Below are 26,633 nucleotides of genomic sequence, written 5' to 3'. Positions count from 1 at the left end.
TCACAAATGTGTGAAGATAGAAAAGACGGAAAGATCGAAAGGTTCCGATGACCGACACCAGCCACACCGTTGCACCGGACGAGAGCCGACACTATGTCGAGCGACTCTCACTCGTACTGAGCGACATGGGTTTTCCGCCGATGCCCGCCCGCGTCTGGGCCGCGTTGATGACCAGCGAGACACCCTCGTCCACGCCAGGAGATCTCGGATCTCGGTTGGGAGTGAGCCCCGCCGCCATTTCCGGAGCCGTCCGATACCTCCAGCAAGTCGGATTGATCGAGCGTGTGGCCGTCCCCGGATCGCGGCGTCAGCACTACTGCGTCAGCGTCGACATGTGGGCCGACGCGTTTGTCACGAAACAGTCCTCGCTCTACCAGGTCTCGGCAGTTGCGGACGAGGGCATACGAGTCCTCGGTGAAGGAACAACCGCCGGCGATCGAATGGCAGATCTGCGCGACTTCTTCGACTTCATGGCCGCGGAAATGCCGCGAATGCTCGCGGACTGGCGCTCCCGGCGAAAAGACCGGACACCTGGCAGGTAACTTCAGGTTTACCCGCAATTTCGGCGGGGTACCTCAATTCTCGTTCCAGCACGGTCAGGTGCGGTGTAATCGAGGAGTTGCTGATGAAGCTGTCGATCAGGGGCGCGAACACTTCACCGACTCCACCCTTCGCGCGTACCGCTTCACCCGAAACCTGTGAACGATCGATTTCCCTGAATCGCACCGCCGCCGAGGCATTCGCCGGTGATCACCATGCACTGTCGAAACTACTGGCCCGGTTGCACCCTCGCGTCGTTCTCTACTATCGCGCCAGACTCCTCGGGACGCCCGTCGCGACATTCGCCGACGATCTCGCCCACCAATGCACCCTGGACGTCGTCACACGAATGTCCGACACGATCTCGGCCGACACACGCATCGAGACCTTCGCGTACGAGTTGGCCTCTCGACGAATTGCGTCAATTCCCCAGTCACGCAACATCGACGGACAATTCAAACGCCCGCGTCGCCTGACCGACGACCAACGTGAGGTTCTGGTACTACGAATCGCAGTGGGTCTGACTGCCGAGATGACCGCGTCGACTCTGCGCACAACTCGTTCGAGCGTGCTCCTCGTACAGCATCAAGCGCTGCGCGCCTGGACGGTCTCCGAGCAGAGCTAGATCAGACCTTGCTTACTCGCGGCGTAGACGGCCTCTGCTCGACGGCTCACCTCGAGTTTGCGCATGATGTTGCTGACGTGAAACTTGACGGTGGTCGGTGAGATGAACAATCTCTCACCGATTTTGATGTTGGACAAGCCGTTTGCGAGGAGTCTGAGCACTTCGAGTTCGCGATCGGTCAATCGTTCTTTCGACGACGACTGCCCGTTGAGCGATCGCACGACAGCTGACGCGCTGCGCGAATCGAACGCACTCTCACCCCGCGAGACCGCCCTGATCGCACGCACCAATTCGGTGGTGTCGACGTCTTTGACGACATAGCCGCGAGCACCCGCGTGCACCGCTCGCACCACCAGTTGATCGTCGAGAAACGTGGTGAGAACCAACAGTCCGAGGCCGGGATGCGCCGAGGACAGCTGGCCACACAGGGTCAGTCCCTCGTAGTCGGAACTGGCGGAGAGTTTGAGATCCATCAGGACGATGTCCGGGCCGACCTTGTCGACCACGGCGAGTGCCTCGGCGAGGGACGAAGCCTCCCCCACGATCTCGAGATCGCTTTCGCGCTCGAGAACCGAGCGGAGCCCTTGCCGCAGAATTGCATGGTCGTCGACCAGGACGATTCGAACCAATCCCTGAACCGGCGATGCTCCGCGGGTGATGACGGGACGCGCAGTGGTCATGATTCCTCGCTCTCGATTTCAGTTGTGGAGCAAAGGTTTTCCATGCCCGAGTCGAACGGCAGTGGTAGTCGCACGAGAATCTGAATCCCACCGATCCGCGCGCGCCGTACTTCGAGCGCACCACCCAACTCGAGTGTTCGCGCCTGCATGTTCGCGAGACCGCGATGGCGGCCGTCGACGTCGTTGGTGGCTGCGAGTTTGAGGATCAGACGCATTCGCGCAGGGTCGCCGTCACCGTCGTCGGAGACCGACAGCAACACGGAGTCCGCCCGATAGGTCAGACGTAGCACCGCCCGATTCGCGTGAGCATGGACCGCTGCATTGAAGAGAGCTTCCCCAGCGATCCGGAGAAGAGCGTGTTCGGCATCGCCCGGAAGTTCGGTCGGGGTACCGCCGACGCGAACGCTCACCGCCAACTCGTCCGGCATGTGAACCACGCCGAGTTGCTCGAGCATCTCGGGCAACGACGTCCGGTCCGCGTCCGACGAATGATTGAGCGCATAGATCGCCGAACGAAGCTGCTCGACCGCCCTCCTGGTCAAATCCTTTGCCAAGTCCAGTCTTTCACTGCGTTCAGCCTCCGGGATGTCGCTCCGGCAGACCTCGATCTGCATGCCCGCCGACAACACCGCCTGTGTCACACTGTCGTGCAGTTCGCGGGCGATCCGGTGACGTTCGTCGTCGACCACTTGGTGCCGGTGCGCCACTCCGAGTTGACGCTGAGTGGACTCCAATTCGCTGTTGCGCACCGCAAGGTCGGCTGCAGTACGATTGGCCTCCGCATACGCATCTTCGGCACGCTCGAGCAGTAGTTGTCCGCGCTGATAGAGCGCCGAATTCTGCAGAGCCACAGCAGTCTGGCTGGCCAGAATGCTGAGCACGGCTCCGTCCGTCGTGTCGAGGGTTCGGTTGGCCGGCGTCCAGGCTGCAAAGGCACCTACCACGCCGCCACCGAGCACGATCGGCACAAACGCGTAGTGCGCGTCGATCACCGAGTTGGATTCGATTCTTCCGTACCGGATGTCGTCGAGGCATTCGACGACGTCCTCCGGAAGTGGCGGCCCCTCCACATTGTCGACCAGAAAAGGGGTGGCGTCCGGGCCGAGAACCAGTCGCCGTGGTCCGGCGTCGGGCAATGTTCCGTCAGCCAAGGCGAAGACTATCCAGTTGGCACTCAGATGCGCACGGGCAGCTTCCGCGACCGCGCAGACGAGGGTTTCCGGCCCCTCGACGGTGCGCACCAAAGCCCGCGAGATCAACTCCAAGGCATGCACGACGCGTTCGAGGCGCTCGGCCGCTCCGCGATACTGCGGGTAGAACGAACTCTTACCCGATCGTAATCCGGTGAGCCGGGACAGGTCCGCAGTCATCGCCTGCACCAATTCACAGCGGCCCTCTTCACAGCGTCCATCTTCACAAGGCACCTCGGAACAACGCCACCATCTGTTCCTGCGTCGCTTCCCTGGGATTGGTGGACATGCAGGCGTCGAGCAACGCGAAGCTGGCGAGCCTACTCAGGTCTTCCTCGCGAACACCCAACTCCCCCAGTCCCTTCGGCACACCGACCTCCCGGGCGAGACGTTCGACACGGTCGGCCACCGCCAGCGCTGCTTCCTCCGGGGTGCCGCGCTGCTCGGGAAGACTCAGTGCCGCAGCGATGGCGACAAAGGGGGCGGCGTCCGTGGTGGAATTGAACCGGATGACGTGGGGCAAGAGAATTCCGTTGATGACGCCGTGCGGAAGGTCGAGCATGCCGCCCACCTGATGGCTCATGGCGTGCGCGGCTCCGAGTATCGCGTTGGTGAACGCCAACCCGGCCTCGAGGCTCGCCTGCGCCATCACCGATCGAGCTTCCATCTCCATCGGGTCCTGGATCGTGTGCACCAGATTCTCGGTCACGAGGCCGACAGCGCGGAGCGCGTGATGATCGGTCAACGGATTGTGCGCCAGTGAGACGAAGGCTTCGATTCCGTGCGTCAGTGCGTCCAATCCTGTTGCCGCATTGAGCCACTCGGGCATCGTCGTGAGCAACCGCGGATCGATGACCGTCACATCTGGAACCAGCGCCCGGCCGATGATGGTGATCTTGGTGCCGCGGGTCGTGTCCGTGACGATGCAGAACTGCGACACGTCCGCGCCCGTGCCGGACGTGGTGGGAACCATCACCAACGGCGGGATCGGTTTGGTCGCCTGATCTACCCCCTCGTAGTCGAGTATGTTGCCACCGTTGGCAGCGAGGACGGCTACACCTTTAGCCGCGTCGATGACCGAACCGCCGCCGAGCGCGATGATGACGTCACACTCGCCTTCCTGGTACACCTCGAAACCGGCCGCGATCTCGAAGTCCTTGGGATTGGGCGTCAGCCCTGACCACACCGTCGCCGTCAATCCCTGCTCCGTGAGATGGTCTTCGAGTTCGCTGACCCACCCCGCGTCGATCAGACCGGGATCGGTGACCAGGAATGGTCGGAACCCGCCGAACCTCAGAGTCGCGTGTGCTGCCTCGACCAGGGAACCGATACCGAAGACGATCTCGGGGGCGTGAAATTTGACCAGTCGAGCAGCAGTGCCGCGGCGATGAACACCGTGGTTCACAGCATCCGGGTATGCCACGGACACGACCCCACTCTCCTCTCGCTGCTCTGAGATCTCCGGTCGGGATTTCGCATCCGTCGCTCTCAGCGCATCAACTCCCACGTGCACAAACTGGTGTGATCCACCTTACAATCGCTGGCCCCGAGCCTACGCGGACAGCAGACGGGGCACACCCACCGAAGGAGAGGCGCTTACCTACCCGTTCGGGCAGGTAAGGCGTCTCGGGAAAATGAATGGCGCGGCGAGAAGGTCCCGCTGTACTTTCGGTTGCGGCCAGAGTGGCCCGTAGAACCGATTCAGAAGGTGTTTATGACCCAGCCCGCGCCGAGCGCGCCTCTCGCCCCTGCACTACCGGCAACCTCGAGGGTCACATGCTGATCCTCGAAACGTCGGACTGACAGCCGCGAGGCCCCCTCGGCCTGCTCCTACTGCTTTGTTCACTCAGCTAGGAGTTCTCCAGTGCCTCAATCACACAATTCCATCTCGAAAACCGACACCTTCTCGTGCATTCAGTGCGGACTCACAGTCATGACGTACGGCCCCGATGGTGATCGCCGAAACCACTGCCCCAGTTGCCTGCATTCCCGACACCTGTTCGACCAGGTGGAAGGTGGACCGTCGGACTGCGGAATGCGGATGGCTCCCATTTCGATCGCAGTACTGCGCAGTGGCGATTGGATGATCATCCACCGCTGCGCACAGTGCCTCGAGCTCACCTCCAACCCCGTCAGCCGTGACGACAACCAGTTGTTGTTGATGAGAATGGCAGTGCGGCCGCTCGCGCAACCGCCCTTCCCGCTCGAAGCCTTCGGCGACTTGTGAGAGGGAATCAGATGCCACGTAGGAATCCCAGCACCCGCGCGCGGCGGGCACCGCAACGGGCCAAGCACGTACTGCACGGAATCGGTGGAGAACAAGGATCGAGCTTCCGTTGTCTCACATGCCGTTTGGACATCTCCACTGCGGCGCCGGGTACCGCTCATCGGAACCACTGCCCGAACTGTCTGGCCAGCCGCCACGTGGACGGTCGCGTTCCGGGCGACCGAGCACAACAGTGCCGAGGTGCCATGGCGGCGCTGTGCCTGTCGGTCCGTCAAGACGGTGAATGGATGCTCGTTCACCAGTGTGTCGAGTGCAATACGTTGAAAGTCAACAGGATTGCCGGCGACGACAACGTCTTGGTCCTGCTGCGCTTGGCGCTACGTCCGTTGGCAGACCCTCGCCTGCGCTCGCGCGCGTTGCTAGCGCTCTGATGATTCGTCCGGTGTACTCGCGCGGTTCTGCGCGCGATTACACCGGACGAAGACCACGAACACGATCCCGGCGAGCAAGCCGACCACAGTCGGTCCGAGGACCAGTCCCGAGTACAACCACGGGGCAGGTTCTGCCGGCAAGAGGTCCATGAATATGGGTCCGGTGTATGTCGGTTCGGAAAACGGCTCCCGATAGGGTCCTCCGGTGAGAATGTGCGGTGACACCAACGACTTCCACCACCACTGAAACACGCCGAGCGCCACAACCCCACACACGGCGCCGAGCACTGTCAGCGCCGCGATCGGTCGCCAGATCGATCCCCTGATTTCGGACATGAGATCAAACTAGTTCACGACAGATCGCGCAGTGACATCGGTGAAGTGCACTGACATCAGCGAAGTGCGTGCCCCAACTCGGCGGCCTTTGCCATCAGTTGCGCGGCATCTCGGGCAACAACAACCTCGTCGCAGATCTCCGAATACTCCGGCATCGCGCACGATGCCTGGTTCCAGTAACGCTGTGGTTCAGGCGTAATCCAGGCCAGACGGTGGACCTTTCGGCGGAGTTCCTCGAGCTTGTCCGCCTGCGGGGGCAACCCGTTGCACCGACCGTCGCCCACGATGATGACAGACGTCCGTGAGTTCAAGGTGTTTCCGTGCTCGTCCAACAATTCTGTGAGCACCCGCCCGTAATCGCTGCTGGCTTCCAGATCCAGACCCGGGTGCGCGAGTACCGCGGCCAGTGCGCCGTCACCACTACTGGCGAGAAGGGTGTCGGTCACGTCGACCGGACGATCGACGAAGGCGAGGACTTCACAACGATCTGCTCGGCGATGCATTGCCTGAGCCAAGCGCAGAGTGAACGCGGTGATGGGGCGCACGGACAGCGACACGTCGGCGATGAGAAGTAGTCGAACACGATCGGGGCGAGGAGCTTTCACGACGAGATGGAAGGGTATCCCGTCGGTGCGCAGGCTCGAACGCACCGTGCGCCGCATGTCGAGATGCCCACGAGAGCGCTCTCGGGGCCGCGGTCTGGACGGTCCTCTCATCCGCCGAAGCACTTCGTGGCACGCGAGTTCGATGTCGTTGTGCGTTGCGCCCGCAGCAGATTCGCTGTCGGGCGCATCGGGAGCGCTTTCGGCGAGTGCAGCGGCCGAGAGTGCTTGCACGAACGCTTCGACCGCCTCGACGAGCCGGTTCAGTTGCGCCTGCGTCAGCGGCCCGTCGTCGGAGACGTCCGCATACGCTTTGCTCGGGTCGTATGCATCCAGCCAGGCGAGGATCGACGTCGGATCGTCCCAGGACAACGAACCGACCACTGCTGCAGCAACACTGGTGCTCAAGTCGCCGACCACTGCCGATGCGGCACGGTCCACGTCGACCGTGTAGCTGACTCCCCGTCGACCGGTCTCCGAACCGGTATCCACCGACAGTTCCGCATCGCTGGACGTCATCGACACATCGTCGTCGTCCTTGTGCGGGTTGAACCCCTTCTCCGCTTCCGGAGTATCGAAGTAGTCGCCGACCTCGGCTGCACGCTCGTTGTACTCGGCATACCGGCCTACTTCTTGATCCTCGTCGATCCCCAGCGCGGTGGGCAGACCGTCCGCCACCTCGGCGCGCGAAGCCATCCGCTCGGCGTGCGCTTTGCCTGCGGCTGGCCGGAACAGCGCGTCGAACGCCCGATCGAAACCGGCCTGCTCGTGAGAGTACTTGGCGCACACTGCCCGAAGACATGCTCGCAACGTCTCACGATCCGAAGCGCCGACCATCGCGAGAACACGCCGAACCTCGATGACCTCGGCCGGTGACGCGGAAACTCCGGCCGCCCTCAGCAATCGGCCGAAACTCGCGGACACCACGTCGAGAACAAACGACGGTTGCCACACGGCAAGGCCACCGAGCGTCGTCATCGCGTCGAACGGATTCCGCTGCCGCCGCGGATTCCCTGTTGATGAGGGTCACGTCCACCCGTGCCCCGGAACACGGCCGTCGTCGTGTTGGCGGGTTTGCTTGCCACCGTGGCCCGCTCGATCGGCTCGCCACCGTCACGCGACGATGATTCGAAACGCTTTCCGTCGAATCGTTCCTTGGCCAGCGTCACATCGGACGAGTACTTGAGCAACGCCGTGAGCAGGATGTCGCGCACCTTGGCGTCGGAAGCGGTGTCGAATCCGCCGGCCGCGAGCACTGTTGCCGCTCTGGCCGCGTCGATGACCTCCGAGATGGACGGGCTCTTGCGCAGCGGGAGATCACGCAAGATGCGAGCCAATTCGACAACCTCGGTGGCCGTAGCCGTATCCACCTCAGGCGCTCGGGCCGTGACGATCTCGCGTTCACGCTCCGATGTCGGATAGCCGAGATGGTAATGCAGACAACGACGCTTGAGCGCGGGTGAGAGCTCGCGGGTGTCGTTGGACGTCAGGATGACCCAGGGCTGCGAGCGGGCAACGAACGTACCGACCTCGGGAATGGTGATCTGCTGTTCGGCGAGAATCTCGAGGAGCAGTGCTTCCATCGATTCCTCGGTGCGATCTACCTCGTCGACCAGAAGCACTACCGGATCGGGTGAGAGGATTGCTTCGAGCAGCGGTCGTACGGACAGGAAGTTCTCGGAGTACAAACCGAAATCCTGATCGGCCAGAAACTTGGACGCTTCGGCGACGCTGTCGAATTCGGAAACCTGATCGCTGATCCGGTCGCGGAGCATCTGCACGTGCAGGAGTTGCTTCGCGTAGTCCCATTCGTACAGGGCGCGATTGTCGTCCAGCCCTTCGTAGCACTGCAATCGCACCAGTTTGCGGCCCCCGATCGCAGCCAGAGACTTCGCCAGTTCCGTCTTGCCGACACCGGCCGGACCTTCGAGCAGGAGCGGGCGCCCCAGCGCCGTCGCCAGATGAACGACTACCGCGAACTCGTCATCGGCAATGTAGTCCTGCTCTCGCAGAGCATCTTTCACTTCGATTCCGCTGGAGAAACTGCGACCGGACATGGAACACCTTTCATGGGGGGCAAGCCCCTGTGCGCCTTTTTGGTAGTGCGGGCTACCAAAAAGGCGCACGGGGCCGAAGGCCCTGCTAGAAGTACGACTTGTTGATCGCGTGATCGACAACCGGGATCATCGACTCCACGGTCACCTCACGGGGATTGCCCGGGGTGCACCAGTCGTCCTGAATGTGCTCGGAGATGGCGCGCACAGTCTTCTCGTCACCCTTGATGACATCACCACGGCCCTCGTACTTCTTGGTGTTCATCTGGTTCTTCGCGTACGAGTCGGTGCGAACCTGACCGAAGTTGTCGGGGATACCGACGTCCTTGGCCAGACGGATGGCAGCCTCGACGGCAGCATCCGCGGCCTGAACCGTGGTGAGGTTGCGAGTGTCGACACCGAGTGCGCCGGCCAACTGGGCGTAGCGCTCGTAGCGCGAAGGCAGGTTGTACTCCCACACACGCGGCAACGCGATGGCATTGTTCAAACCGTGGTGGCTGTCGAAGAAGGCACTGACCGCGTGCGAGATCGAGTGAACGATGCCGAGGCCACCGGAGTTGAAGGCCTGCCCGGCAATGTACTGCGCGTTCATCATTCCCTCGCGGGCCTTGAGGTTGCGAGGCTCGAAGACGGCCTCGCGCAGGTTCTTCGCGACCAACTCGACCGAGTAGATCGCGTTACCGAGCGAAGGCGCGAAATCGAGACGAGACACGAAAGGCTCACTGCCGTGCGCGAGTACGTCGAAGCCGCAGTACGCGGTGAAATGCTGAGGGCAGGTGTAGTAGAGCAGCGGATCGTCGATCGCCAGGGTGACGATGGTCGCCTCGTCGAAGCCCACCCACTTGTGCGGGTTGTTCATGTCCGACGTGTCGGTGATGACGTACGCCCACGACGTCTCGGAACCCGTTCCGGCCGTGGTGGATACGGCGATATGGGGCGGGTTCTCCTTGTTGGTGGACTTGGCGAAGCCCTCGAACTCGTTGATGTTGCGACCGTCGTGTGCGATCACGACGCGAGCGCCCTTGGCGGCGTCGTGGCTCGAACCACCGCCGATCGAGATGATCGAGTCGCACTTCTCCTTCTGGTAGAGAGCCGCGGCCTCCATGACGTTGTAGTCCTTGGGATTCGACTCGACCTTGTCGTAGAGCACGACCTCGACACCCTGGTACTCGATCTTGCCGACGAGTTCCTCGATGATGCCCGAACCGCGCAGACCGGTCGTCATCAGAAGGGTGCGCTTGAAGCCGAGGTTCTTGGCCTCCACCCCGATGATGTCGTGAGCGCCCACACCCATCAGGGCGCGAGGGAAGGGGTGGAACTCCTTGATGGGAAAGTCCCAGATCTGGTTGAGCTCGATAGCCATCGGTATCTCCTCAGGGATGTGCACGAATGTGACTGCGGGAGGGATTCGAGCCGAATCTTTGTGACCGGCGTCTCACCTGGTTCCCACTGTGTACCGACAAACAGCCCGTGCACAGACTTCGGCAGCTCAACCGCCCGGACGCCGCTCACGAACCGCCCGTTCGGGCAGGTCGACGCCACCCCGGACTGCCAGGACGGCTGGATCAGACCGCCGTGGTTCCCGCTGATCGGGAACGTGTTGCTCGGCGACTACGATCCCCAGTAGCTTTTCATCACTGCTAACATTGAACTAGAACACGTTCTAGATGTTGCACTTCACTGACCTGCGCTTTACCCAGCTTCACGAGAGGACTAGCTTCGCGATGACGACAGTCGAGGTACCGCACAGCTCGCGATCGGCGGTACTCACCGTGTCCGGAGTCATCGAAGAGACTTCCGACGCCCGGTCGCTGGTGTTCGAGATTCCCGCAGAACTGAAGGACAAGTTCGACTACAAGCCAGGTCAATTCCTGACCCTGCGCATCCCGAGTGATCAGACCGGCTCGGTCGCACGCTGCTACTCGCTGGCCAGTTCACCCTTCACCGACGACGCCCCCAAGGTGACCGTCAAGCGAACCGTCGACGGCTACGGCTCCAACTGGTTGTGCGACAAACTCCAGGTCGGCGACACCATCGAAGTGCTGCCGCCGTCAGGTGTCTTCACGCCCAAGTCGCTCGATCACGACTTCCTGCTCTTCGGTGCAGGCAGCGGTATCACTCCGGTGATCTCGATCCTCAAGTCCGCCCTCACGCAGGGCAGCGGCAACGTCGTGCTGATCTACGCGAATCGCGACGAGAAGTCCGTCATCTTCGGCGCCGAACTTCGCGAATTGGCAGCGCAACACCCCGGCCGCCTCACCGTTGTCCACTGGATCGAAACCGTGCAGGGACTCCCCGCCGTCTCACAGTTGGCGACACTGGCCAAGCCATTTGTCGCGTACGAGGCCTTCATGTGCGGTCCGGGCCCCTTCATGGACGCCGTCCACAAGGCACTGGCAGAGGCCGGCATGCCCCGCACGCAGGTTCACGCCGAGGTCTTCAATTCACTCGCGGGTGACCCGTTCCGTGACGTCGAGGTAGCCGAGGTCTCCGACGAGGAAGCAGCCGACGCCGCAACCGTCGAGGTCGAACTGGACGGTGAAACCCACACCCTCGTCTGGCCGCGCAAGCAGACGCTCGTCGACATCATGCTCGCCAAGGGCCTCGACGTGCCGTACTCCTGCCAGGAAGGCGAGTGCGGGTCGTGTGCCTGCACCGTCACCGAAGGCGAAGTTCAGATGGACAACTCCGAAATCCTCGACGCCGAGGACGTGGCGAACGGCTACATCCTCGGTTGCCAGGCGAAGCCGATCACCGATCACCTGAAGATCGAGTTCTGAACCCTGCTTCGATGCGTGACGGCCCCTGATTCCCTGCGGAATCGGGGGCTTTGTCATGTTCGGAGTCTCCCGAGTCATCTTCCGAGTCCCGCCCCGTAATCCACTCCGGCGCCGTTGTGGGCAACCGCCACAGCGCAAGAATCAGCACCAGGGTCACGATCAGGAAGCCCTCACGAAGGACCAACCCCAGAGGAAGCAGCAGCGGCGACGTCTCGATGAACTGCTGCCCCATGCTCGGCCCGCAATAGACGACGGCCAACCCCACAGCGGCCGCACCGAACTGCAGCGGCGATCGAAGCCGAAAGAGAACCGTGACGGCAGCAGGCACGAGATACACCCAGTGATGAATCCAGCTGATCGGCGAAAGAATCGGCGCGCTCAATCCGATCACCAACGCCGCATCGACCGCTCGCCCGACGCGATAGACATCTCGGGCGATCCATAGCGCTACCCCCGCGCACAGCACGGTCGACGGCATCGCCAGAGACGCTGTCCATGGGCCCAGCGCGGCAAGTCCGCCCTGCAGCGAACTGTTGCCGGCACTCGCGATCGCCTGCCCGCTCAAATCCACCCGGTCGCTGAGGTTCCAGACGACGTCCGACCAGAAGGTCCAGCTGACGGCCGGGTCCACCACTGCTGCGACGGCGGTCGCCGCGGCAAATCCGATCGAACTCCAGATCGCGAGTCGCCACTGCTTCGTGACGACGAAGTAGACGATGAAGAGAGCCGGAGTCAGCTTGATCGCGGCCGCGACGCCGATCAGCAGTCCTCGCGGAAACCACCGGCCGAATCTCGAATCCTCTCGGCGAGTCACATCGAGCAGTACGAGCGCCATCAGCACCAAGTTCACCTGGCCGAATGAGATGTGCGCACTGACGATGGGAGTCACCGACACGGCCAGGACCAATGCCGCCATGACGAGCGGCCGCTTGGGGACGCGAGCGGGAGTGAACATCGCAACCGTCCACACCAACGCCGCGATGCACAATCCCGACCACAGCAGATAGGCAGTCCACCAGTCGAAGAGGACAGTCGGCCAGAGGAAGATCACCGCGAACGGGGTGTAGGTGAACGGCATACCCTCGTCGACGATCAACGGGCCGGACAGATTGCCCTCGTAGATGTTCGATCCCGCTGCGAACACCTGGGCAGCGTAGCGGTAGACGAGAAAATCAACGGGTTCGACGGCTCGAACGGAGTACACGAGATAACACAGAGCTGCGACGCCGGCAGCGATCAGTGAACCGATCGTCACAATTCGAGACGCCTCGACACGGGTGGCGGGCATACCGAGAATCGTCCCACAACCTACCGAGCGGTACTTCGCTAGCGGGCCGCCCGGAAGTGCGCTCGCTCGTCTGCGGTCAGGTGTTCGCACGCGTAGCTCAGTGCCGTGCGTCCCATGTCTGCTGCATTCTTCGCGAGGAAACCGGTCAACAAATCCCGGTCCACCCGCTTGCCCACCTCGCGGAGCATCCAGCCCATCGCTTTCTGGGTCAGGTCTCGTCGATCACCCAGCACCCGCGCGGCAAGCTCGAGCGTGGTCGACCCGTCGCCGCGAGTGATGAATCCGTACGTCGTCAGCAGCGCCACCCGTCGTCGCCACAGGTCACCCGAATCGGAAAGCTCGAAGATCAGCCGGCGATCTCGGTCGTACAGCCAGCCGCCGAGGATCTGTCCGGCGGACGAATCCACGAGATCCCAATTGTTCACCCGCCCGTCCTCGACAGCGCTGAGATAGAAGTCGGCGATGCGGGAGCGACTCTCGTCGTCGAAAAATTTTGGGCGACTGACCTTTTCGAATCGAGCAACAAGGATCAACAGACCGGCCAAGCGATGCTCGTGGACGTCGCTGTCGAGAAGGAGGCGTACCTGAGGCAACTCGAGACCGACATGCTTCTTCACCACCGAACGCGTCTTCGGTACTCGCACGCCGATGAAGACGTCACCCTCGCCGTACTCCCCCGGCGCTGTCTTGAAGAACTTCTGTAGCTGGACGGCATCCGCGGGATCCGCGAGGTCGGCCAACTGTTCGATCACGTCCTGGGCACTCGATTGCGTCACCCCAGAACCTTCTCACGGGTCGTCTGTGCGGACTCTTCGATTCTCTCAGCGTCCTCACACCGTGTGCCCTGCTCGGCCACAGGTCGGCAGACGACACTCGAGGACAGTCAGTGAAAGGACCACCCATGATCACCGCCGCTATCGCATTCACCACTCTCACCCTCATGGCACTCTCGGGACATATCGCGGCCAGCGCTCCGCGCGGGCTCGTGGCAATCCGGACGAATAGTCACAAATCTTGATATTCGAGCCTCCACATCGCCTCTAACTGCAACGCGAATGCAATTGGCGGAGAGTTGATCTCGATCTGCCGCGGGCGTGTACTACAGGTGGACACACTCTCGTCTTTGGAGGTCTCGTCATGAAGTCGTGGAATCGAATGCAAGATGCCGTCGCGGTGGTTCTCGGCGTCTTTGCGGCTCTCTCGCCGATGTGGCTCGACACCACCGATCGGGCAATGTGGTCACTCGTCGTCCTGGGTGTCCTGGTTGCACTGTCGGGTCTGGCGCACATGGCACGTCCGGACATGGCCATGGCGGATTACGCGATGGGCGTTTTCGGCGTCTTGATGTTCATTTCACCCTGGGTCATGAGCTTCGACGCTCTACGCGGTGCGTCGTGGACGGCCTGGGTGGTCGGGGTCCTGACCGTTGTGGTCGCGGTGAGTGCGATGCCGGTGATGAGTGCGCGGATGCATCACGGGGGTCACGGCGGAGTAGCCGCCCATTGACAGAGCGGCTGGATCAGGCTTTGATCGCGCCCAACAACCGCCCGGCGTCGAAGGCTTCGGCGCTGGGCGGTAGCGCGCCCGGACGACCACTCACGAAAACCTCGACGGTTCCCGATCCTTCACCCGCGTCACCGAGCCCGTCGATCCGCCGCAGGGTCTGTCGTGCAACGGCTTCGGCACTGTCGAAGAGTGTGACACCGGCGGGTAGCCGCGCTGCGATTTCGTCCGCGAGCAGTGGGTAGTGCGTGCAGCCGAGGACAACGCCGTTGACGTCGTCCGGCGTCCGGGCCACTGCGGATTCGATGGCTGCAAGTGCGGCTGCACGATCACCGAGGTCTATCGAATCGGCCAGGCCGTGGCACGGCACCCCGACGACCTTGGCGCCGTTGCCGAACTGTTCGATCAGATCGGCTTGGTACCGGCTGGCAGTCGTCGCGGCGGTAGCCCAGATCGCCACTGAATCGCACGCGGCGGCCGCGGGCTTGATCGCGGGCACCGTTCCGATGACCGGCACACCCGGTCCGACCAGTTCGCGGACGTGTGGGAGAGCGGTGACGCTCGCGGTATTGCATGGAAGAACGATGACCTGAGCCCCACGATCGAGGCTCCGGCGCACCGCACCGAGTACCCGGTCGACGACCCACTCCTCGGGCTTGGGCCCCCAGGGGGCGCCGTCCGGATCGAGGGACAGCACAAGATCGAGATCCGGGCGCAGGCGTCTGAGCCACGCAGAGGTAGGGAGCAGGCCCAGTCCCGAGTCGATGAGTGCAACGATCACCGCACAAATCTATCGTCTCGGAACCGGTCCTGCCTCATCCGTTCAGGCCGGTGTGGACTCCAACACGTCCGAGATGGGCGTGCCGGCTGCGATCTTCGCGCGCATCTTCATCACAGCTCCCGCGCTACCGCCGCCGACGACAGCTGCCAGCACACCGTCGCGCTCGTAGTAGGCGACGAACTTTCGGCCGTCGTCCTTCACGATGTGAACGGTGTCCGTGGGTGCGACGGTCCCCAATGCCTGGATCTTGACGTCGTACTGATCGCTCCAGAAGTACGGAACCTGCGCCGGCGCGTCCGGATCACCCGTTCCGGTGATCGCTCCCGCCAGGATCTTGGCCTGGTCCCCAGCATTGGTCCAGTGTTCGACACGCTTGCGTCGATCTCCGATCTGCCAGGACGCGACGTCGCCGACCGCCCAGACGTGTTCGGTGCTGGTGCGGCCGACGCCGTCGCAGAGCACTCCGTTGTCGAGTTCGATCCCCGAACCGTCGAGCCATCCCGTGACCGGCACCGAACCGACTCCGATCGCGACCACGTCGACCGGGATTTCCGAACCGTCGCTCAAGGTCGCCGCGGCAACCGCTCCGTCGCCGGACAACGAGGTCAAGCCCGTACCGACTCGGACGTCGATGCCCTCGTTCCGATGCAGACGTTCGACGAGGGCGCCGACCGTGGGGCCGAGCACCGACGCCAGCGGCGTCGGCTGGGGTTCGAGCAACACGACGTCGACGCCGTGAGACTTCATGCTCGCGGCCAGTTCGCAGCCGATGAAGCCGGCCCCGACGATCAGCGCACGCTTACCGGGAGCAAGGTCGGCGCGGAGGGCCAACGCTTCCTCGATGGAGCGCAGAACGTGCACTCCGGACAACTCCGGAAGGCCGGAGATGCGACGCGGAGTCAGTCCGGTCGCGATGACCAACTCGTCGTAGTCCAGGGTGGATCCGTCGGCGAACGCCACCGACTTGGCGACCGTGTCCACCGAGGTTGCCGGCGAACCGAGCTTGAGATCGACCTTGTTCTCGACGTAGAACTCGGCCGGACGCAAGGTCGTCTCGTCCTTGTCGCCGCGGATCACTTCCTTCGACAACGGAGGCCTGTCGTAGGGCAGATGCGTTTCCCCACCCGCGAGCGTCAATTCACCTTCGAAACCAGCTCGTCGCAGTTCCTCGACGGTCCGCAGTCCCGACAAACCCGCACCCACGATCACTATCCGTGCCACCACGTACCACCCTGTCCGACCCACGTCACTTGCAGCGCTCACTATGAACGCCGTCACTATTTGCCTCCGACTCTGCCATACCAAATGCCGGAGTAGGTGTGGTGCATCCCGCATGGTCACCTACCAGTCACTACAGTTGGAGGTACTTCAGACGCACGCACTGACACATGAGCAGGGAGCCCCCATGACCAGCGATTCCAGTGAAAAGAACAGCGTCCGATTCGGCGCCGACGGTGGCGCGGAACTAGTCAGCACCCAGGGTAAGACGATCATCGCCGACGCCGTGGTCGCCAAGATCGCCGGTATCGCGACCCGCGAGATCAACGGCGTGTACGACGTCGGCGGGGGCACAGCGCGTGCGGTGGGGGCACTTCGCGACCGCATACCGGGCGCCCGCGTCAACCATGCCCAGGGCGTGGCGGTGGAGGTAGGCGAGAAACAAGCCGCCATCGACATCGGCATTGTCGCCGAGTACGGCGTCGCACTCCACGAACTGGCGGTAGGTATCCGCCGCAACGTCATTGCCGCAGTGGAAAGCATGACGGGTCTCGAGGTCACCGAGGTCAACATCACCGTCTTCGACGTCATGCTCTTCGAGGATGCAGAGAGCGGCGGCAGTACCGATCCGGAAGCCAAGCCGAGGGTTCAGTGAGTACCGCCGACGCCGGCCGCGAGATCGACGCGGCCGAGGTAGTCGCCGACGCGGTTCTTGCCATCCCGGAAGTGGCAGATCTGCACGGAGGACAGTTCGGCGAAGTGGGAACCTACCTCCCCGGACGCCGCATCACCGGCGTCGTCGTCGACGAAAACTCTTGTGCTGTACACATTTCCGTTCACTATCCGGCAGACGTTCGCAGCGTCGCCGAACGCGTACGAGCGGTGGTGGCGAGATTGGTCGACGTACCGGTGAACGTGACCGTCGGCGACCTGTCGACCGCGGGATATCTACCCGTTGATGCCGAAAATGCAGTCACCGAGCCTGCCACCGTCACAGACATTGCACCGAACATTCGAGAAGGGAACTGACATGAACAGCACCACCGTCGGACTGCTGGTCGGTCTGCTCCTCGCACTCGCCGGAATCATGGGTGGGTTCAGCGGTTTCGTCTTCGCAGTCCTGCTCGGCGCCGCCGGTATGGCGATCGGAGCACACCGCGACGGACATCTCGACCTCGGCGCGATCCTCCGAAGCCGTGGCCGTGGCTGAGCCGTCCGATCCCAGCGCAGCGGACGATCCTGGCCTACGCGGCTCCTTGGTCATCAAGGACCGTGCGATGGCCAAGATCGCCACGGCCGCAGCGGTGAACGTCCCGGGGGTGGTCCGCCAGTCCGGTGGCTTGACTCGCCTGACCGGACGCGACCTTCCGCGAGCCGACATCTCGATGGGTAGCGACGCCGTCGCCATCAATCTCTTCCTCGCCGTGTCCTGGCCGTGTTCGGTCACCGAGTTGACCGGCCGGGTGCGAACGGAAGTCGGACGCAGCGTCGAATCGCTGACCGGGCTTCCACTCCACGACATGAACGTGATGATCGCGGCAACCGAGGGTTCTGACGACTCCTGTGTTTCCGGCGTCGAGATCGCGGAGGGCCCGGCACAGCAGGCACTCTCGGATCCGATTCCGCCGCGGGTCCCCTCTGCGAACCCGGCGGCCGCGGTTTCGGCCGTCGTCATCGCGTGTGGTCTACTCGCACTCGCCTTCGTCGTCTCGCGCGAATGGTTCATCAACCGTGAAACTTTCGAATCGGCACCCTGGATCCGAAACTCCGTGGAGTGGACGTCTCGTCTGCACTGGCAACCGTGGCTACTTCCGGTGGCGATCGCTGCCGTTGTCGCGGGTGTTGTCCTGATAATGTCGGCGATCAAACGCCGTGCGAAAACCCATGTCCCACTCGGGAACCCGAGCGCATCGACGGTGTGGATGCGGCCGACTGACATTGCACGTCTGTGCAGTAGCCACGCAGCGGTCGTTCCCGGCGTCGGCTCGGCTCACACCAGCGTCGACCGTAAACACGTCAAGGTCCACATCGAATCGACCGGTGGCGATCGAGTTGAACTTGCCGCAGCCGTCGACGCGGCGGTTCGGCCCCACCTCGCGATACTGCAGCGGCCACTGCAACTTTCGGTTGTCGTGCGAGAAACTGTAGTACGACGAAAGGACGCCTCGTGAACCGTTGGATCTCCGCGGTCGATCGGATCATCGTCCTCATCGTCGGAATCGCACTCCTCGCGGCGGGCGCATACGCCATCGCGTGGGACGCGGGCGCGTCGCTGATTCGAACCTGGGTGTCACGCCTCGATCGGGAGGTCCTCTTCGGCCTTCCGGAGGAGCCGTGGTGGCACTGGGTACTGTCGGGCACCTTCGTCCTCTGTGTCTTCGCCGGTTTCGGGCTGTTGTACCTGAACCTTCGCCGGCGCCGTACAAGCGCAGTCACATTGCGGCACAACGAATCCGGTACCGACGTCAGCGTGGATCTCGGACCCGTCGCAGACGGCGTAGCGGCCGAACTCGCTCAGCTGACCGGCGTGCGGAGCACCAAGAGCAAAGCGACGGTCGATCGCGGACTGCCGACGCTGTCGATTGTCGTCACTGCAGATCCGTCGATCGACGTCGCCGGATTCACCGCTTCGGCCGAACGCATCGCCGGCGCAACCAGGCGCAGCCTCGACGGCTCGACCGTCGCAGTACAGGTTCTGCTGCACCTCGACCGGGTGGAAGCCAACAAGTAAGTAAGAACCACGCAGGCACCCGATCACCGAACACTCGATCACAGGCCACCCGATGGAAGACACAGAAAAGGCGCTCACTCCCCGAAGGGAATGAGCGCCTTTTTCAGTGCTGTGAATCAGCTAGCGAGACAAGAGTCTCACTTGATGATCTTGGCAACCTTGCCGGCGCCGACCGTACGGCCGCCTTCGCGAATTGCGAAGCGCAGGCCCTCGTCCATGGCGACAGGCTGGATCAGCTTGACGGACATCTCGGTGTTGTCACCGGGCATGACCATCTCGGTGCCCTCAGGCAGCGTCACGACGCCCGTAACGTCCGTGGTACGGAAGTAGAACTGCGGGCGGTAGTTGTTGAAGAACGGGGTGTGGCGGCCGCCCTCGTCCTTCGACAGGATGTATGCCTGGCCCTCGAACTCCGTGTGGGGAGTCGTGGTGCCCGGCTTGACGACAACCTGTCCACGCTCGACATCTTCGCGCTTGATGCCACGAACGAGCAGTCCGACGTTGTCGCCGGCCTGGCCCGAGTCGAGCAGCTTGCGGAACATCTCGATACCCGTGACCGTGGTCTTGGTCGAGGTTTCCTTGATGCCGACGATCTCGACCTCTTCGTTGACGTTGACAACGCCACGCTCGATACGACCGGTGACAACGGTGCCACGGCCGGTGATCGTGAAGACGTCCTCGACGGGCATGAGGAAGGGCTTCTCGGTCTCACGAATCGGGTCCGGGATGGACTCGTCGACAGCAGCCATCAGGTCGAGAATGGACTGCGTCCACTTCGGGTCACCCTCGAGTGCCTTGAGTGCCGAGATCGGAATGACGGGGGCTTCCTCGTCGAATTCCTGAGCGGCCAGCAGTTCGCGGACCTCCATCTCGACGAGCTCGAGGATCTCGTCGTCGTCAACCATGTCGGCCTTGTTCAGGGCGACGAGGATGTAAGGAACGCCAACCTGGCGAGCGAGCAGGACATGCTCGCGCGTCTGGGGCATCGGGCCGTCGGTAGCTGCGACGACGAGGATAGCGCCGTCCATCTGAGCTGCGCCGGTGATCATGTTCTTGATGTAGTCGGCGTGACCCGGTGCATCGACGTGCGCGTAGTGGCGCTTTTCCGTCTGGTACTCAACATGCGAGATGTTGATCGTGATGCCACGAGCCTTTTCCTCGGGAGCCTTGTCGATCTGATCGAAGGCCGAAGCCTCGTTCAGGTCGGGGAATGCATCCGCGAGAACCTTGGTGATGGCCGCCGTCGTCGTGGTCTTGCCGTGGTCGACGTGACCAATGGTGCCGATGTTCACGTGCGGCTTCGTCCGCTCGAACTTCGCCTTCGCCACTTTGTGTCCTCCTGGACTGTTGTTGCTTGCCGTATGCAGCAGTGCGGTTGGTTGTTACTAGGTCGTGCTTCGTGCCGGAAGAAACCGAGGTTACTTGCCGGCGCGGGCTGGGGAGCTCGCTGTGCTTACTCGCCCGTCGCCTTGGCGATGATTTCCTTCGAGACGTTCGCGGGAACCTCTGCGTAGGAATCGAACACCATGGAGAAGTTCGCTCGGCCCTGGGTCTTCGACCGCAGGTCACCGATGTAACCGAACATCTCCGAGAGCGGAACCAGCGCCTTCACGACACGGGCACCACTGCGTTCCTCCATGGCCTGGATCTGGCCACGGCGGGAGTTGAGGTCGCCGATCACGTCGCCCATGTACTCCTCGGGCGTTGTGACCTCGACAGCCATGAGCGGCTCGAGAATGACGGGGCCGGCCTTGCGGGCGGCTTCCTTCAGTGCCTGCGAACCGGCAACCTTGAACGCCATTTCCGAGGAGTCGACGTCGTGGTAAGCACCATCGAGCAGCGACAGCTTCAGGTTCACGAGCGGGTAGCCGGCGAGAACACCGTACTGCATCGCGTCCTGCGCACCGGCATCCACGGAGGGGATGTACTCGCGCGGGATACGTCCGCCGGAGACCTTGTTCTCGAACTCGTAGGTAGCACCGTCTTCGCCCACGAAAGGCTCCAGAGCGATGATGACCTTTGCGAACTGGCCCGAGCCACCCGTCTGCTTCTTGTGGGTGTAGTCGTGCTTCTCGACCTTCTTGGTGATGGTCTCGCGGTACGCAACCTGCGGCTTACCGACGTTCGCCTCGACCTTGAACTCGCGACGCATGCGGTCGACGAGGATGTCGAGGTGGAGCTCGCCCATACCGCCGATGACGGTCTGACCGGTCTCTTCGTCGAGCTCGACCGAGAAGGTCGGGTCCTCTTCGGCGAGCTTCTGGATCGCGACGCCCAGCTTTTCCTGGTCGGACTTGGTCTTGGGCTCGATGGAGACCTGGATGACCGGCGCGGGGAACGACATCGACTCGAGGACGATGGGGCTCGCCTGATCGCACAAGGTGTCACCGGTGGTGGTGTCCTTGAGGCCGATCATTGCGTAGATGTGGCCGGCTACGGCCTCGTCTACCGGGTTCTCCTTGTTGGCGTGCATCTGGAAGAGCTTTCCGATGCGCTCCTTCTTGCCCTTGGTTGCGTTGAGCACCTGAGCACCCGGATCGATACGACCCGAGTACACGCGGACGAAGGTCAGCTTGCCGAAGAACGGGTGAGCAGCGATCTTGAAGGCGAGAGCCGAGAACGGCTCGTCCTTGCTCGGCTTGCGAGTGATCTCTACTTCTTCGTCACCGAGCTTGTGGCCGATGACCTCGCCGATGTCCAGCGGGTTCGGAAGGTAGTCGATGACAGCGTCGAGCATGGGCTGAACGCCCTTGTTCTTGAACGCGGAGCCACAGAGAACCGGGTACAGCTCGGAGGCGACCGTCATCTTGCGGATGGCGCCCTTGATCTCCTCGATGGTGAGCTCTTCGCCGCCGAAGTACTTCTCCATGAGAGCTTCGTCGGACTCTGCAACCGTCTCGAGCAGCTTCTCGCGGTACTCGGCAGCCTTCTCGACGAGATCCGCGGGGATCTCCTCGATGGTCGGAGCGGTTCCCGTCGGGACCACGCCGCGCCAGGTGATGGCCTTCATCTCGACCAGGTCGACGACGCCGTCGAAGTCGTCCTCAGCGCCGATGGGCAGCTGGAGAACGAGCGGCTTCGCGCCCAAGCGGTCGATGATGGTCTGGACTGTGAAGTAGAAGTCCGCGCCCATCTTGTCCATCTTGTTGACGAAGCAGATGCGCGGAACGTCGTACTTGGCAGCCTGACGCCAAACCTGCTCGGACTGCGGCTCGACACCCTCTTTACCGTCGAAGACAGCAACTGCGCCGTCGAGCACGCGCAGCGACCGCTCCACCTCGACCGTGAAGTCGACGTGGCCGGGGGTGTCGATGATGTTGATCTGGTTGTTGTTCCAGAAGCAAGTCACGGCGGCAGACGTGATCGTGATGCCGCGTTCCTTCTCCTGCTCCATCCAGTCCGTCGTCGACGCACCGTCGTGCGTCTCACCGATCTTGTAATTGACACCGGTGTAGAACAGGATGCGCTCGGTGGTGGTGGTCTTGCCGGCATCGATGTGCGCCATGATGCCGATGTTGCGGACCTTGTTCAGGTCAGTCAGCACTTCCTGTGCCACAGGTTTCTTCCCCGCTCGTTGCTTGGTTTTCGGGTGTCGGCCTTATCGGTGTGTTCCACCGTCAGGGCCATGGTCTTTCAATTATGTCTCTGCCGAGGCGAACCTGGCCACCTGCGTCCGGAATCCGTCGCGATGATCAGGCCGCCAACGGCGACAAGCGTCGGAGCCCCACCCGATGGCAGTTGCTCCGACGCTTTACATCACCAGCGGTAGTGGGCGAATGCCTTGTTGGCTTCGGCCATCTTGTGAGTGTCTTCGCGACGCTTCACAGCTGCACCGAGGCCATTGCTGGCATCGAGGAGCTCGTTGGCGAGACGCTCGACCATGGTCTTCTCACGACGTGCACGCGAGAAGGTGACCAGCCAGCGCAGTGCCAGCGTGGTGGAACGACCGGGGCGAACCTCGACCGGCACCTGGTAGGTAGCGCCACCGACGCGGCGGCTACGAACCTCGAGTGCAGGCTTGACGTTGTCCAGGGCGCGCTTGAGGGTGACGACCGGATCGGTGCCGGTCTTCTCGCGTGCCTGCTCGAGAGCCTGGTACACGATTCGCTCTGCGGTGGACTTCTTGCCGTCCAGCAGGATCTTGTTGACGAGCTGCGTCACCAACGGGGAACCGTAAACCGGGTCGTTGATGAGCGGGCGCTTCGGAGCGGGGCCCTTACGTGGCATTAGCTCTTCTCCTTCTTGGCGCCGTAGCGGCTGCGTGCCTGCTTGCGACCCTTGACACCCTGGGTGTCGAGGGAGCCGCGGATGATCTTGTAACGGACACCCGGGAGGTCCTTCACACGACCGCCACGGACGAGCACCATGGAGTGCTCCTGAAGGTTGTGACCTTCACCGGGGATGTACGCGGTGACCTCGACCGAAGTCGTGAGGCGAACACGTGCGACCTTACGGAGCGCGGAGTTCGGCTTCTTGGGGGTGGTGGTGTACACGCGAGTGCACACGCCACGACGCTGCGGGCTGCCCTTGAGGGCTGCCGTCTTGACCTTGGCGGTCTTGTCGCGGCGACCCTTGCGGACCAGCTGGTTGATGGTTGGCATTTACCGGCTTTCTTGTGACGAACAGACTGCTCGAGCGAACTCGGGCCGTTCGAAAACGTGGCTGTTCTGAAATTAGGGATCTAGCAGTTGGAGCAAGAGAGCTGCTGCTCCTCACCCACCTCAGAGTCTGTACTCAGCACTTTCATGCCGCGCACTGCCCCCGAGGTCGGGCGTGTCGCATACCCCCACACAGGCAGCCGGATGCTCGTTCATCAGCAGTTTCTGCTCGAACGCGCGCACGGCAATACCTAGCTAGGCACACAGATCGGCCCGGGCATGCCGGACACGACCCATAACGATACCTGTCGGCGCGCCACGAGGTCAAAGCGAGGCCACGGTGATAGTGACCTCACGCTCTGACCAGACACTCTGGCTGCACACTCAGACCACGCAGCCGGACCGGTCGCGATCAGATGCTGCGGTTCAACGTCAACGCGCCGAGCTTTGCCGCAGCCTCGCACGGATCCGCGCCGCCTTGCGGCTCGGTGACCCACCAACCGAACACTCCCCCGGCCGGTGCGCTCGCGCTCACCCCGCAGCTCTGCGGATCGGCCGGCTGGCGAACCTGGTACCCGCCACTGCCGTTGATGTCGATTTTCGCCACCACGTATCCCAGGTGCTCGAATGCAGCGCGCTCGTGATCGAGGGTGCCCGTCTCGAACCAGTTGAAGGTGATCTTGATCGGACCCGCGGCTCCGATGCCGTCCCAACGGCAGATAGCGCCGAAGAACCCACGCCCGACGGCGTCGGCACCCACTGCGCCGGCGATCTGCTCGTCGGTGACGGCTTCGCATTCTTGGAGGACGTTCGCGAATTCCTGGCTGTCACTACCGCCGTAGCTGCCCTCCGCACGAGGAGTCCCGGTGACCACCGAGCCGCAGCCTGTCAGCAGAACCAGCGACCCCGCCAAGGCGAGTCCGATCCTTATGCGCTTCACGGCGCCCTCGAACTTCACTGTGCCCTCGAAACTGTTTTTTCCATCAGATCCCGCGCCACCGTGCATGGATCCGCGGTCGGTGGCAGCAAACCGTAGGTGATCGACCAGTGCACGAAGTCTCCGCCGAACGCGATACCCAACTCGCACAACGAACCTGCGGTGGACGCGATGAAGCCCTGGTGTCCACCGATCGTGATGTCGTCGGCAGGACGTCCGAGCAGGTCGGACCCGGCCCGTTCGCGGCCGATCGGGCTACCGCGGTACCAGGAGAAACTGACGCTCGGACCGTTCGAACCGGCGACTTCCCACTGGCACCCGACGCCGTTGCGCGTCGTCGTCGCAAAAGCGCCGAGATTGAAGGCGTTGACAACTTCCTCGTCGGTCACCGAGCCGCATTCGGCGAACATCGGGCCCGGATCCGTAGGTGCGAGTGCCTGCGAACCCGCACCGTCGCCCGGCTGATCGACGGACCCGTCGCCGGAGCTGCAGCCGACCACGGCCGAGAGCACGGCAGCCGAGACCAATACCGAAGTCCCGATCGAAGTGAGAGTGCGTGCGGCCATGGAGCCGACTGTACTTCTCGGTGGCCCCCGACACACGCCACGTGCGCGTCGAGAGCACCGGCGCCGGCCCCGCCGCTACCGATTCAGGGAGTTGCCACCGGTACCCGAACAAGTGTGGAATCCAATTGCGCCGCCCACTGTTTGACCACCTCGGTGCGTCGGCGCGAGTCGTCTGTCAAGACATCAGCCAGCCCCAGCCCGCGGGCCAGGTCCAGGGTCGCCTGTACCAAGCGGTGCGTCACCGGGTCGGAGTCGTCGACACCCAGACTCTCGACGGCCATGCGGTGCGCGATGCGCCCGAATCGTTCCTCGAGGGGCAGTACGCGGGCACGCAGGTCGGGGTCGGAGGCAGCGGCCGTCCACACCTGCAGTGCTGCTTTGAACAGAGTCCCGGTGTAGTACTCCACCAACCGCGAAATGATCGCCTCGGTTCGTCCGGCACCCACCGGAAGGTCGGTCGATTCCTTTCGTGCCTGATCCATCCGGGCGTCGAACATCACCTCGAGCGCCGCGGTGATGAGGTCCTCGCGGGTCGGGAAGTGATGCTGCATCGCGCCTCTGGACACCCCGGCACGCTGCGCGACGACGCTCATCGTCGTTGCGCTCCACCCGAGTTCGGCGAGACACTCCACAGTCACTTCGAGCAGGTGGGAGCGCGTGACTCGACTTCGGTCCTGCTTGGGCTCTCGAGTCATCGCGCCGCCATCCCTTCTACTTCTGTGTTCCAGCGCTTCTGTGTCCCAGCTGCGCAGTTTCTACTGCGCCCAGGCCGCTGGACGCTTCTGCAAGAAGGACATCATGCCCTCACGAGCCTCGTCGGAGGAAAACAGCCGAGCCGACTGCGCGATCATCTCCTCGCCGTCCCGGTCGAATCCAGCCAGGACCGAACGCGTCGTGATCCACTTCGATTCGGCAAGTCCCTGCGGTGAACATTGGCGCAAGGTGCCGAGCAGTTCGGTGATCGACTCCCCCGTGTCCTGCGACGCGGCGGTGACGAGTCCGATGGATTCGGCCTCGTGCTGGCCGAACTTCTCTCCGGTGAGCAGATAGCGGCTCGCAGATCGCTGGTCGAGCCTCGGCAGGACCGTGAGCGAGATGATGGACGCTGCCAAACCCAACCGTGATTCCGTCACCGCGAAGGTGCTCGCCGGTCCGGCGACGACGATGTCGCACGCCCCGACAAGACCCATGCCTCCGGCCCGGACGTGACCGTCGATCCGCCCGATCACCGGCTTGGGAAGCTCGAGAATGCTGCGCAAGAGTGTCAGCATCCCCCGTCCTCGCTCCTTGACGGCGTCCTCCGGTGATGCGGACGAACCGGAGGCCTCACTGAGATCGGCTCCCGCACAGAATGTTCCACCGGTGTGGGTGAGTACCACCGCTCGAACTGCCGGATCGGCGGCAGCCGCCGTCAACCCAGCCTGCAACTCCGTGACCAACCGCGTCGAAATCGCGTTGCGGTTGTGGGGTGAGTCGAGAGTGATCGTGGCAGCACCGCCCGATACTTCGTACCGTACGTATGGCTTGTCCTGATCCGTCATGAGTC

General features: G+C 62.9%; 30 protein-coding genes. 11 read left to right on the top strand and 19 right to left on the bottom strand.

The window, feature by feature from the left end; genetic code table 11:
* Positions 1-47 precede the first annotated feature (47 nt).
* Both ACBG85_RS08925 and ACBG85_RS08920 read left to right on the top strand, forming a co-directional pair.
* Positions 48-542, top strand: a complete 495-nt coding sequence (locus ACBG85_RS08925) for a GbsR/MarR family transcriptional regulator (RefSeq protein ID WP_007728322.1) — start codon at positions 48-50, stop codon at positions 540-542.
* Positions 543-625: 83 nt separating this feature from the next.
* The gene (locus tag ACBG85_RS08920; protein ID WP_230359653.1) at positions 626-1,165 is read left to right on the top strand and encodes an RNA polymerase subunit sigma; all 540 of its coding nucleotides are present in this window, start codon (positions 626-628) and stop codon (positions 1,163-1,165) included.
* On the opposite strand, the gene ACBG85_RS08915 is transcribed toward ACBG85_RS08920, so the two are convergent.
* Genes ACBG85_RS08915 through ACBG85_RS08905 form a run of 3 tightly spaced genes read right to left on the bottom strand, consistent with a single transcriptional unit; the run spans position 1,162 to position 4,464 of the window.
* Positions 1,162-1,845, bottom strand: coding sequence for a response regulator transcription factor (locus ACBG85_RS08915; RefSeq protein ID WP_003942005.1), 684 nt, complete (start codon positions 1,843-1,845; stop codon positions 1,162-1,164). The genes ACBG85_RS08920 and ACBG85_RS08915 overlap by 4 nt on opposite strands.
* The gene (locus ACBG85_RS08910) at positions 1,842-3,215 is read right to left on the bottom strand and encodes a GAF domain-containing sensor histidine kinase (RefSeq protein WP_003941844.1); all 1,374 of its coding nucleotides are present in this window, start codon (positions 3,213-3,215) and stop codon (positions 1,842-1,844) included. The genes ACBG85_RS08915 and ACBG85_RS08910 overlap by 4 nt, the downstream gene beginning before the upstream one ends.
* A 43-nt stretch (positions 3,216-3,258) precedes the next feature.
* Positions 3,259-4,464 (bottom strand): iron-containing alcohol dehydrogenase, encoded by a 1,206-nt coding sequence (locus tag ACBG85_RS08905; RefSeq protein ID WP_003942060.1) that lies wholly within the window; start codon positions 4,462-4,464, stop codon positions 3,259-3,261.
* Positions 4,465-4,899: 435 nt separating this feature from the next.
* Here ACBG85_RS08905 and ACBG85_RS08900 point away from each other — a divergent pair, with 435 nt between their 5' ends.
* Positions 4,900-5,262: an RNHCP domain-containing protein gene (locus tag ACBG85_RS08900; RefSeq protein ID WP_003941922.1), complete on the top strand. Its 363-nt coding sequence runs from the start codon at positions 4,900-4,902 to the stop codon at positions 5,260-5,262.
* A gap of 11 nt (positions 5,263-5,273) precedes the next feature.
* Positions 5,274-5,693 (top strand): RNHCP domain-containing protein, encoded by a 420-nt coding sequence (locus ACBG85_RS08895; protein WP_054187804.1) that lies wholly within the window; start codon positions 5,274-5,276, stop codon positions 5,691-5,693.
* Here the strand turns inward: ACBG85_RS08895 and ACBG85_RS08890 are convergent.
* The 4 genes from ACBG85_RS08890 to mdo form a co-directional block, all read right to left on the bottom strand.
* Positions 5,682-6,029, bottom strand: coding sequence for a hypothetical protein (locus tag ACBG85_RS08890; RefSeq protein WP_372027094.1), 348 nt, complete (start codon positions 6,027-6,029; stop codon positions 5,682-5,684). The genes ACBG85_RS08895 and ACBG85_RS08890 overlap by 12 nt on opposite strands.
* A 56-nt stretch (positions 6,030-6,085) precedes the next feature.
* Positions 6,086-7,609, bottom strand: coding sequence for a VWA domain-containing protein (locus ACBG85_RS08885; protein ID WP_050656403.1), 1,524 nt, complete (start codon positions 7,607-7,609; stop codon positions 6,086-6,088).
* Complete coding sequence (locus ACBG85_RS08880; protein WP_047268919.1) at positions 7,606-8,688, bottom strand: MoxR family ATPase; 1,083 nt, start codon at positions 8,686-8,688, stop codon at positions 7,606-7,608. Before ACBG85_RS08880 ends, ACBG85_RS08885 begins: the two co-directional genes overlap by 4 nt.
* 85 nt (positions 8,689-8,773) lie before the next feature.
* Positions 8,774-10,048: an NDMA-dependent methanol dehydrogenase gene (mdo, locus tag ACBG85_RS08875; RefSeq protein WP_003942095.1), complete on the bottom strand. Its 1,275-nt coding sequence runs from the start codon at positions 10,046-10,048 to the stop codon at positions 8,774-8,776.
* Between the two features lie 361 nt (positions 10,049-10,409).
* On the opposite strand from mdo, the gene ACBG85_RS08870 reads away from it, so the two are divergent.
* Complete coding sequence (locus ACBG85_RS08870; protein WP_003941851.1) at positions 10,410-11,465, top strand: ferredoxin--NADP reductase; 1,056 nt, start codon at positions 10,410-10,412, stop codon at positions 11,463-11,465.
* Here ACBG85_RS08870 and ACBG85_RS08865 read toward each other — a convergent pair.
* Both ACBG85_RS08865 and ACBG85_RS08860 read right to left on the bottom strand, forming a co-directional pair.
* Positions 11,437-12,753 (bottom strand): glycosyltransferase family 87 protein, encoded by a 1,317-nt coding sequence (locus tag ACBG85_RS08865; protein ID WP_372027091.1) that lies wholly within the window; start codon positions 12,751-12,753, stop codon positions 11,437-11,439. The two genes, ACBG85_RS08870 and ACBG85_RS08865, sit on opposite strands and share 29 nt — an antisense overlap.
* Positions 12,754-12,791: 38 nt before the next feature.
* Positions 12,792-13,529: a DNA alkylation repair protein gene (locus ACBG85_RS08860; protein WP_007728380.1), complete on the bottom strand. Its 738-nt coding sequence runs from the start codon at positions 13,527-13,529 to the stop codon at positions 12,792-12,794.
* A gap of 361 nt (positions 13,530-13,890) precedes the next feature.
* Here ACBG85_RS08860 and ACBG85_RS08855 point away from each other — a divergent pair, with 361 nt between their 5' ends.
* Positions 13,891-14,259 carry an SPW repeat protein gene (locus ACBG85_RS08855; RefSeq protein WP_003941901.1) on the top strand — a complete coding sequence of 123 codons (369 nt, stop codon included), beginning with the start codon at positions 13,891-13,893 and terminating at the stop codon, positions 14,257-14,259.
* A 13-nt stretch (positions 14,260-14,272) separates the two neighbouring features.
* Here the strand turns inward: ACBG85_RS08855 and ACBG85_RS08850 are convergent, their stop codons facing one another.
* Both ACBG85_RS08850 and ACBG85_RS08845 read right to left on the bottom strand, forming a co-directional pair.
* Complete coding sequence (locus tag ACBG85_RS08850; RefSeq protein WP_042921015.1) at positions 14,273-15,037, bottom strand: glutamate racemase; 765 nt, start codon at positions 15,035-15,037, stop codon at positions 14,273-14,275.
* 42 nt (positions 15,038-15,079) lie between these two features.
* Positions 15,080-16,315 carry an FAD-dependent oxidoreductase gene (locus tag ACBG85_RS08845; protein ID WP_315872981.1) on the bottom strand — a complete coding sequence of 412 codons (1,236 nt, stop codon included), beginning with the start codon at positions 16,313-16,315 and terminating at the stop codon, positions 15,080-15,082.
* Between the two features lie 127 nt (positions 16,316-16,442).
* Between ACBG85_RS08845 and ACBG85_RS08840 the strand changes: the two genes are divergently transcribed.
* From ACBG85_RS08840 to ACBG85_RS08820, 5 genes are read left to right on the top strand one after another with little or no spacing between them, the layout of a single operon-like run.
* Positions 16,443-16,910 (top strand): Asp23/Gls24 family envelope stress response protein, encoded by a 468-nt coding sequence (locus tag ACBG85_RS08840; RefSeq protein ID WP_003941912.1) that lies wholly within the window; start codon positions 16,443-16,445, stop codon positions 16,908-16,910.
* Entirely contained in the window at positions 16,907-17,284 is a 378-nt protein-coding gene (locus tag ACBG85_RS08835; protein ID WP_042453130.1) for a hypothetical protein, read from the top strand. Before ACBG85_RS08840 ends, ACBG85_RS08835 begins: the two co-directional genes overlap by 4 nt.
* A gap of 1 nt (position 17,285) precedes the next feature.
* Positions 17,286-17,465, top strand: coding sequence for a hypothetical protein (locus tag ACBG85_RS08830; protein WP_003942043.1), 180 nt, complete (start codon positions 17,286-17,288; stop codon positions 17,463-17,465).
* Positions 17,452-18,426 carry a DUF6286 domain-containing Asp23/Gls24 family envelope stress response protein gene (locus ACBG85_RS08825; protein ID WP_082931432.1) on the top strand — a complete coding sequence of 325 codons (975 nt, stop codon included), beginning with the start codon at positions 17,452-17,454 and terminating at the stop codon, positions 18,424-18,426. The genes ACBG85_RS08830 and ACBG85_RS08825 overlap by 14 nt, the downstream gene beginning before the upstream one ends.
* Entirely contained in the window at positions 18,423-18,986 is a 564-nt protein-coding gene (locus ACBG85_RS08820; protein ID WP_003942084.1) for a hypothetical protein, read from the top strand. The genes ACBG85_RS08825 and ACBG85_RS08820 overlap by 4 nt, the downstream gene beginning before the upstream one ends.
* A gap of 137 nt (positions 18,987-19,123) precedes the next feature.
* On the opposite strand, the gene tuf is transcribed toward ACBG85_RS08820, so the two are convergent.
* The 8 genes from tuf to ACBG85_RS08780 all read right to left on the bottom strand — a co-directional run bounded on the left by tuf (position 19,124) and on the right by ACBG85_RS08780 (position 26,628).
* A complete protein-coding gene (gene tuf, locus ACBG85_RS08815; protein WP_003941926.1) occupies positions 19,124-20,314 on the bottom strand; it encodes an elongation factor Tu in 1,191 nt (396 codons plus the stop codon).
* Between the two features lie 125 nt (positions 20,315-20,439).
* Positions 20,440-22,542 (bottom strand): elongation factor G, encoded by a 2,103-nt coding sequence (gene fusA / locus ACBG85_RS08810; RefSeq protein ID WP_007728394.1) that lies wholly within the window; start codon positions 22,540-22,542, stop codon positions 20,440-20,442.
* A gap of 200 nt (positions 22,543-22,742) precedes the next feature.
* Positions 22,743-23,213 carry a 30S ribosomal protein S7 gene (gene rpsG, locus ACBG85_RS08805; RefSeq protein ID WP_003941856.1) on the bottom strand — a complete coding sequence of 157 codons (471 nt, stop codon included), beginning with the start codon at positions 23,211-23,213 and terminating at the stop codon, positions 22,743-22,745.
* Positions 23,213-23,587: a 30S ribosomal protein S12 gene (rpsL, locus tag ACBG85_RS08800; RefSeq protein ID WP_003941908.1), complete on the bottom strand. Its 375-nt coding sequence runs from the start codon at positions 23,585-23,587 to the stop codon at positions 23,213-23,215. Before rpsL ends, rpsG begins: the two co-directional genes overlap by 1 nt.
* A gap of 409 nt (positions 23,588-23,996) precedes the next feature.
* Positions 23,997-24,542 (bottom strand): DUF3558 domain-containing protein, encoded by a 546-nt coding sequence (locus ACBG85_RS08795; RefSeq protein WP_003942022.1) that lies wholly within the window; start codon positions 24,540-24,542, stop codon positions 23,997-23,999.
* Positions 24,539-25,087: a DUF3558 domain-containing protein gene (locus tag ACBG85_RS08790; RefSeq protein WP_003941874.1), complete on the bottom strand. Its 549-nt coding sequence runs from the start codon at positions 25,085-25,087 to the stop codon at positions 24,539-24,541. The genes ACBG85_RS08795 and ACBG85_RS08790 overlap by 4 nt, the downstream gene beginning before the upstream one ends.
* Positions 25,088-25,170: 83 nt before the next feature.
* The gene (locus tag ACBG85_RS08785) at positions 25,171-25,782 is read right to left on the bottom strand and encodes a TetR/AcrR family transcriptional regulator (RefSeq protein ID WP_003942008.1); all 612 of its coding nucleotides are present in this window, start codon (positions 25,780-25,782) and stop codon (positions 25,171-25,173) included.
* 60 nt (positions 25,783-25,842) lie between these two features.
* Positions 25,843-26,628 carry an enoyl-CoA hydratase family protein gene (locus ACBG85_RS08780; protein WP_047268915.1) on the bottom strand — a complete coding sequence of 262 codons (786 nt, stop codon included), beginning with the start codon at positions 26,626-26,628 and terminating at the stop codon, positions 25,843-25,845.
* Positions 26,629-26,633 lie beyond the last annotated feature (5 nt).

The sequence above is a fragment of the Rhodococcus sp. NyZ502 genome (genome assembly GCF_041464245.1).
Taxonomy (GTDB): domain Bacteria; phylum Actinomycetota; class Actinomycetes; order Mycobacteriales; family Mycobacteriaceae; genus Rhodococcus_F; species Rhodococcus_F qingshengii.
Note: the sequence above shows the minus strand (reverse complement) of the source record. Positions and strands in the feature narration are given on the sequence as shown.